This is a genomic window from Tateyamaria pelophila, from assembly GCF_019966495.1.
In the GTDB taxonomy this organism is placed as follows: domain Bacteria; phylum Pseudomonadota; class Alphaproteobacteria; order Rhodobacterales; family Rhodobacteraceae; genus Tateyamaria; species Tateyamaria pelophila.
Map to the genome: position 1 here is coordinate 21,479 of NZ_JAIMIA010000065.1, position 6,000 is coordinate 27,478.

At 59.0% G+C, this 6,000-nt stretch carries 8 protein-coding genes; 1 reads left to right on the forward strand and 7 read right to left on the reverse strand.

The window, feature by feature from the left end; genetic code table 11:
• Positions 1-81: 81 nt before the first annotated feature.
• The 7 genes from rpsO to rbfA form a co-directional block, all read right to left on the reverse strand.
• Positions 82-351, reverse strand: coding sequence for a 30S ribosomal protein S15 (rpsO, locus tag LC354_RS17715; RefSeq protein WP_223426336.1), 270 nt, complete (start codon positions 349-351; stop codon positions 82-84).
• Between the two features lie 170 nt (positions 352-521).
• Entirely contained in the window at positions 522-1,457 is a 936-nt protein-coding gene (locus LC354_RS17720; protein ID WP_223426338.1) for a calcium-binding protein, read from the reverse strand.
• Between the two features lie 103 nt (positions 1,458-1,560).
• On the reverse strand, positions 1,561-2,067 hold the full coding sequence (locus tag LC354_RS17725; RefSeq protein ID WP_223426340.1) for a DUF1643 domain-containing protein: 507 nt from the start codon (positions 2,065-2,067) through the stop codon (positions 1,561-1,563).
• A 90-nt stretch (positions 2,068-2,157) separates the two neighbouring features.
• Positions 2,158-2,661 carry a hypothetical protein gene (locus tag LC354_RS17730; RefSeq protein ID WP_223426341.1) on the reverse strand — a complete coding sequence of 168 codons (504 nt, stop codon included), beginning with the start codon at positions 2,659-2,661 and terminating at the stop codon, positions 2,158-2,160.
• Positions 2,662-2,870: 209 nt separating this feature from the next.
• Positions 2,871-3,776 carry a tRNA pseudouridine(55) synthase TruB gene (gene truB / locus LC354_RS17735; RefSeq protein ID WP_223426343.1) on the reverse strand — a complete coding sequence of 302 codons (906 nt, stop codon included), beginning with the start codon at positions 3,774-3,776 and terminating at the stop codon, positions 2,871-2,873.
• Between the two features lie 89 nt (positions 3,777-3,865).
• Positions 3,866-4,603, reverse strand: a complete 738-nt coding sequence (locus LC354_RS17740; RefSeq protein ID WP_223426349.1) for a phosphodiester glycosidase family protein — start codon at positions 4,601-4,603, stop codon at positions 3,866-3,868.
• A complete protein-coding gene (gene rbfA, locus LC354_RS17745) occupies positions 4,600-5,007 on the reverse strand; it encodes a 30S ribosome-binding factor RbfA (RefSeq protein ID WP_223426350.1) in 408 nt (135 codons plus the stop codon). The genes LC354_RS17740 and rbfA overlap by 4 nt, the downstream gene beginning before the upstream one ends.
• Before the next feature lie 86 nt (positions 5,008-5,093).
• On the opposite strand from rbfA, the gene dapB reads away from it, so the two are divergent.
• Entirely contained in the window at positions 5,094-5,909 is an 816-nt protein-coding gene (gene dapB / locus LC354_RS17750) for a 4-hydroxy-tetrahydrodipicolinate reductase (RefSeq protein ID WP_223426356.1), read from the forward strand.
• The last annotated feature ends 91 nt before the right edge of the window (positions 5,910-6,000 follow it).

Consider the following 6,000-nt stretch of genomic DNA (forward strand, 5'->3'; position numbering starts at 1 on the left):
AAGGCGCCCGCCCGCCGACCCGGAAACGAAAAAGGCCGCGCTGGTCGTGCGCGGCCTTGTTGTGTCCCGGTCTGGTATCGCTTAGCGACGCAGGCCCAAACGCTTGATCAGGTCCTGGTAACGGGCTTCGTCTTTGCCTTTGGTGTAGTCCAGAAGCTTGCGGCGCAGGGCCACCATTTTCAGCAACCCACGGCGACCGTGGTTGTCTTTCTTGTGCGTCTTGAAGTGCTCCGTCAGCGTTGCGATGCGCGAGCTGAGGATGGCAACCTGAACTTCAGGCGAACCAGTGTCGCCTTCTTTGGTTGCGAACTCTTTCATGAGGCGTGCTTTTTCTTCGGTCGTGATCGACATCGGGATCTCCTATTCTAGGGTTTCAGGACGCCGCCGGCCGGGATGTCGTCCAGCGCGGGGCCATTTATGCTTCCTCGGTTCTCGTCCAAGGATGCGCGCGTATAGGAGAGATTCGCGTGGATGGCAAAGTGTAAATTACGGCCGGACAGCATGGAAGCCGCAGCGCAGTGTCACGGCGAAAGCATTCCGGAGGCTTGTGCCATGCTGAGGGGCATGATCGCAATGTCATCTATCGACACCTCTGCTCCGTTTCCAACAGAAGCGACGGTGATGCCATTCATCAGCACATGTGTGGTGCCTGTTTGGTCCGGGTCTGCTTGCAAAGTGATTTCCGGTTCAGGGTCATCATCGTCATAAACGAGCAGGATATTGTCGTCCTCTGCGTTGAAGTCTGTGATGTCTGTCGCATGACCTTCGGTGATCCAAGATCCGCCCACGATTGTGTCGGCACCATCGCCAGCCGTCACGTTGTCATCCTGACCCGCGATGATCAGGTCATCGCCCGCACCGCCGTTGAGGAAGTCGTTGGTCTCGCCATTCACGCTGTCGCCTGCGTCGATATCGTCAAAGGCTGCCGTTGTGATGTCGTTTTCGACTCCGTTAATGACATCATTTCCGTGCCCGCCGAACAGGCTGTCATTGCCCATGCCGCCGTGGAGGGTGTCATTGTCCAGACCGCCGTGCACCGCGTCGTCGCCGTCACCGCCGTGCAAGACATCGTCGCCCTGGGAGCCTTGAAGTGTATCGTTTCCGACACCACCGTCGAGTGTATCGTCGTCGTTGTGGCCAAAGGCTTCATCATCGCCCGCACCGCCGGTGATCACGTCCGTTCCATCCTCGCCGTGGAGCGTGTCGTCCCCCGCGCCACCCTCAATCGTATCGTCGCCCTCTTCGCCGTGCAGCGTGTCCTCTCCGGAGGAGCCGGTGAGCAGGTCATCTTTGTAAGTGCCGAGTATCAAGGTGAGATCCTCGGGTGCCTCCGGGTCGTCTTGTTCGGTCTCAGCGTCGTCATGTGTGTCTTCGTCATTGCCCGAGGATGAACCCATATCAAAACTGCTAACTGCGCCCACCGCGAGGAGACCCATCAAACCCGTTAACCAAAGCATAACTTTTTCCTAACACCCGAAACGCATTTACCCCGCCTAAAATACGGCGGATTACCTGTCTCGAGCAAAGCAATACTGGCTGTTTGGTTAACCAGATATTGCTTCAGATCCAGCGTTCCGGCTTTTGGGTATAGGGCAGATAGAGGGGATGTTTGGGGTGTCCCGCCTTGGAAAGGCCGAGATGAAAGAGGGGTCGCCGTGTGGCTTGTAACAGCTGGGCGACCGCATTGCCCCGATCCAGATGCGCGCCGTGCGTGCCCCACGCAGCAATCACATCACTGGCCCAATTTGCACGTTCGACGATCGCTGTGTCATTGTCTGGCCCGATGGGGTCGCTGGCTGCGCGCATGGCGCGGGGGTCGGTGTCGCGCCATGCAAAGATATTGGTGACGGCAAAACTGCCATACCCCAGCGCACGTGCCCGCCGCTCACAACGTTCCACTGTCGGGTCGTTTTGAACTTCGGTTGCCGTGGATGGGTTGAGCATGACGAAATTCACCCGTTTTCCGTCATCATCCCAGATACGGGTGAGGCTGTAGCGGTAATTTTCGCAGTCGGAATAAATCGCAGTCGAGGGGGCGTCGCCCTTTATGTGGGTGCGTGTAATCATGGGCGTGTTGTGCCAGCCTCTTGGGCTGCTCGCAATCGTTTGATCCTGTTCGAGGCCGCCCGGACGGGGCGACCTCGGATTGACAGAGGGCTATTCTGCCGGGACCGCCACCGGGGCTGTGCGCAGATCGAGAACTGCGCCTTTGGCTTCCATGATCCAAGCGGCGACCAGGGCATAAACGATGTGACCCCAAAGCGCGACCCATGTGATTCCAGTCCAACCGAGGAAGGGTTTATTGCCGGTGACAAGGTGGGCCATCACATAGAGTGCAAAAACCCAAAGGACGATGCCGTATAGGACCGCAGTAATCGCCCAATGCAAGCGCGGGGCCACAGCCAGTTGCAAAGGACGAGCAATGGCGAACCATCCCACTGCATAGGCGATCAACCCGGTCAGCAGGTGGAGCATATGGGCCGCACCGGGTGGGTTCGTGCCAAAGACAGTTTTGAGGGTCGCTCCGGCGAGCCCGACAGGTGCCAGTTTCGGGTATCCCAAGAGCGGGCTGAGGCCTTGACCGAAAGCGTCAAAGGCGAGGGTGGCGAAAGCACCTGCCGTCAGAACGGCGGTCGCGTTGCGGAGGGTAATCTGGGTCATGGAGAGTCTCCCGTGGATGGCGTTTAAGATCTGATGAAGGAGATATAGACCAAATGGTTCCGAATTGTCAGGCCGCTCACACAAGGCTGATCGGATCAGACATTTTTGAAACAATTGTATTGGTTTTGGCTGTGTCAAAGCGTCAATGGGCGCTCTTTGTTACATACAAGCGCCCGTAAGGCGCACCCATGGTGCGCCATTTGACCGATTTAAAGGTTAAAAACCCGCGCGGGGTGCAACTCGCCCGCCTTGTAGCGGCCAACAGCGACGGGCACGCCGTCCAGCGAGGCCCAGCATTCGTCGCCGTATTCGACATCCGATGCGAACACCATCCCAGGGTTGCCGTTGCGCATACGCACTGCGCCCTCGGGGGTCGCACGGACTTCGGGAAGGTCCACCAACCCATCGGCGACCGGGCGCAAATGGGTGTCCAATTCAGGGCTATGTGCCATCTCTTCGACCTGTGCCAGCGTCAGGCCCTCAGACGCTTCAAACGGGCCGGACCAGACGCGGCGCAACTCGCGCACATGGCCGAAACAGCCCAAGGCCTTGCCCAGATCGCGGGCAATGGAGCGGACATAGCCGCCTTTGCCACAGGTCATCTCAAGTGTGACATGGTCGCTGTCAGGACGATCCGTCATAATCAGTTCCTCGACCCAAAGCGGGCGCGCCGCGATGTCTACATCCTCACCGTCGCGGGCAAGCTTATAGGCGCGCTGACCGTCGATCTTGACAGCGGAGAACTTTGGCGGGACTTGCATGATGTCCCCGACAAAAGCGCCAAGCGCATCTTTGATCTGGTCATCCGTTGGGCGCAGATCCGAGGTTTCAATGATCTCGCCCTCGGCATCATCTGTGTTTGTGGCCTGACCAAAGCGCACGGTAAAAGCATAGGCCTTGAGCGCATCTGTGATGTAGGGCACCGTCTTGGTCGCTTCACCAAGAGCGACGGCAAGGACGCCGGTCGCATCCGGATCTAGCGTGCCGGCATGGCCTGCCTTCTTGGCCTGCATGGCCCAGCGGACCTTGTTCACCACCGCCGTCGACGTGGGTCCGGCGGGTTTATCGATCACCAGCCAACCAGAAATGTCGCGCCCTTTGCGTGTGCGGCCCATGTGATGTTCCTTGAATGATGCAGAGCGCCGGGTATCGCAGGCCAGCTTGGCTTGTCAATCGTCACCCGTCAGATGCACATCTGCGCACCCTAATTCACGGCGGGAACGACCGTGCCGATGATTGGTCCAAGCGCAAAGCCGAAATCGTTCCGATTCAGTGCAGGCGCATACAGCCGCGAGATGTTGCCATCGAAGTAGAGTGCATTGGGCAGGTCAAGCACATCCCGAAACAAGCTGCCAAACTGATGAAACGTCACCGGATTGTTTGAGATGACAAAGACGGCTCTGTTTCCATCCGCACTTGTGCCAACGCCATTGCGCACATAGCGCGAGGTGCTGTGAGGCAGAAAGCGCGGATGCAGCGCGCCGTCGATCACAAGCATCGGCCCTGATTGGGTGGCATAGGTGCACTCTGGCGCCGTCTCGACAAAACGGAGGGTTTCGATCACCTGCGCCTGGCCGGGCGACAGACACAGAACGCCGTTGGGCAACAGCCCGAAGTTTCCCGGCCCTGCATTCGGGATCACCCGCATCACTTCCTCGCCGTTTTCGACATAGTGGCCAACGGGCGCGCGGTTGTCGTGATACATGCCTGCGTTCATCGCGAACCCGAGCGACTGCCCGGTGGTCTCCAGCGCAGTGTCGATGTTGCTGAACTGGCCATAAAGCGCGCCGTTCTCGTCATAAAGGAAAAGACGGAGGTCCTCGCGGGTCACATCGACTTCGCATAAGGAATAGCTGTTGCCATCATGGCTGATATTTCTGCAATCGCTCGCCCATACTGGTCCGGCGCACAGCGCGAGCACCAGTATGAACAGGCGTTTCATTCGTCCGCGTCCCGCTGCACGTCCTCTTTGACCGTTTCCTGCTCCAGCATCCGGCGGGTTTCATCCATCCGGTCAAAGGTCTCGTCGATCTGGAACCGCAGGTCAGGTGCAAATTTCAGGGCCAGCTTTTTGGATACGGCCCGCCGCAATTCGCCCTTGTTGCGGGCCAGAAGTTTGATGACCTCGTCGCGGCCATCTCCGCCCAAGGGCAAAACATAGGCGGTTGCGATCCGCAGATCAGGTGAGGTGCGGACTTCGCCCACCGTAATTGACATGCGGTTCAACTCGGGGTCGTGGATATCGCCGCGTGCCAATACATCGGACAAGGTCCGGCGGATAAGTTCGCCGACGCGCAATTGCCGTTGTGACGGGCCGGGGCCATCGTGAAATTTGTTCTTTGCCATTTCCTTCATCTAAGCCAGCCGCCGGCCTTTGCCAAGCGATGCAAGGCACGTTAGGACAGCAAGAAGTCGCCAAAGGAGGGCCGAACATGTCAGATTTGCCGGGGATCGTGATTGCAGGAGCGTCAGGCCGCATGGGTCAGATGCTCATCCATACGATTGTCCAAAGCGACAAGGTCAAACTGGCTGGCGCGCTGGAACGTGCAGGTCATGACTGGGTCGGTCAGGATGTGGGCGTTGCAATGGGCGGGGCTGCGCTGGGCGTGGTGGTGACCGATGATCCGCTCGAACCGATGGCCAAGGCGCAGGCCGTGATTGATTTCACCGCACCCGAGGCAACACTGGCGCTCAGCAAGATTGCGGCACAGGCCCGCGCGGCGCATATCATCGGCACAACCGGAATGACCCACGACCAGATTGCGCAACTTGAGCCCGCCTCCCGGCACTGCGCGATCGTGCGGGCCGGCAACATGAGCCTTGGCGTTAACCTCTTGGTAAAGTTGACCAAACAGGTGGCTGCCGCGCTGGACGAAGATTTTGATATCGAAGTGATCGAGGCGCATCATCACCACAAGGTGGACGCCCCGTCGGGCACGGCTCTGATGTTGGGAGAGGCCGCTGCCGAAGGGCGCGGCGTCGCACTGAACACCGTCCGGGATGTGGCCCGCGATGGCATCACCGGTGCGCGCAAGCGCGGCGACATCGGGTTTTCCGCCATTCGCGGCGGCGACATCGTGGGCGAGCACGACGTGCTCTTTGCCGGGCAGGGGGAGCGGATTGTGCTGCGCCACATGGCCACCGACAGGGCATTGTTCGCCAAGGGCGCGCTGAAGGCGACCTTGTGGGCGCTGGATAAGCGACCGGGCGAATATGACATGCTGGATGTTCTGGGGCTTCGCGGGTAGCCGTCGGGTGCATCTAGGCAGCACACCCATTAATTCTTGTTTGATTGCATAGTTTTGTGATTCAGTTTCGTTCAAACAACGGGCGGGAGGA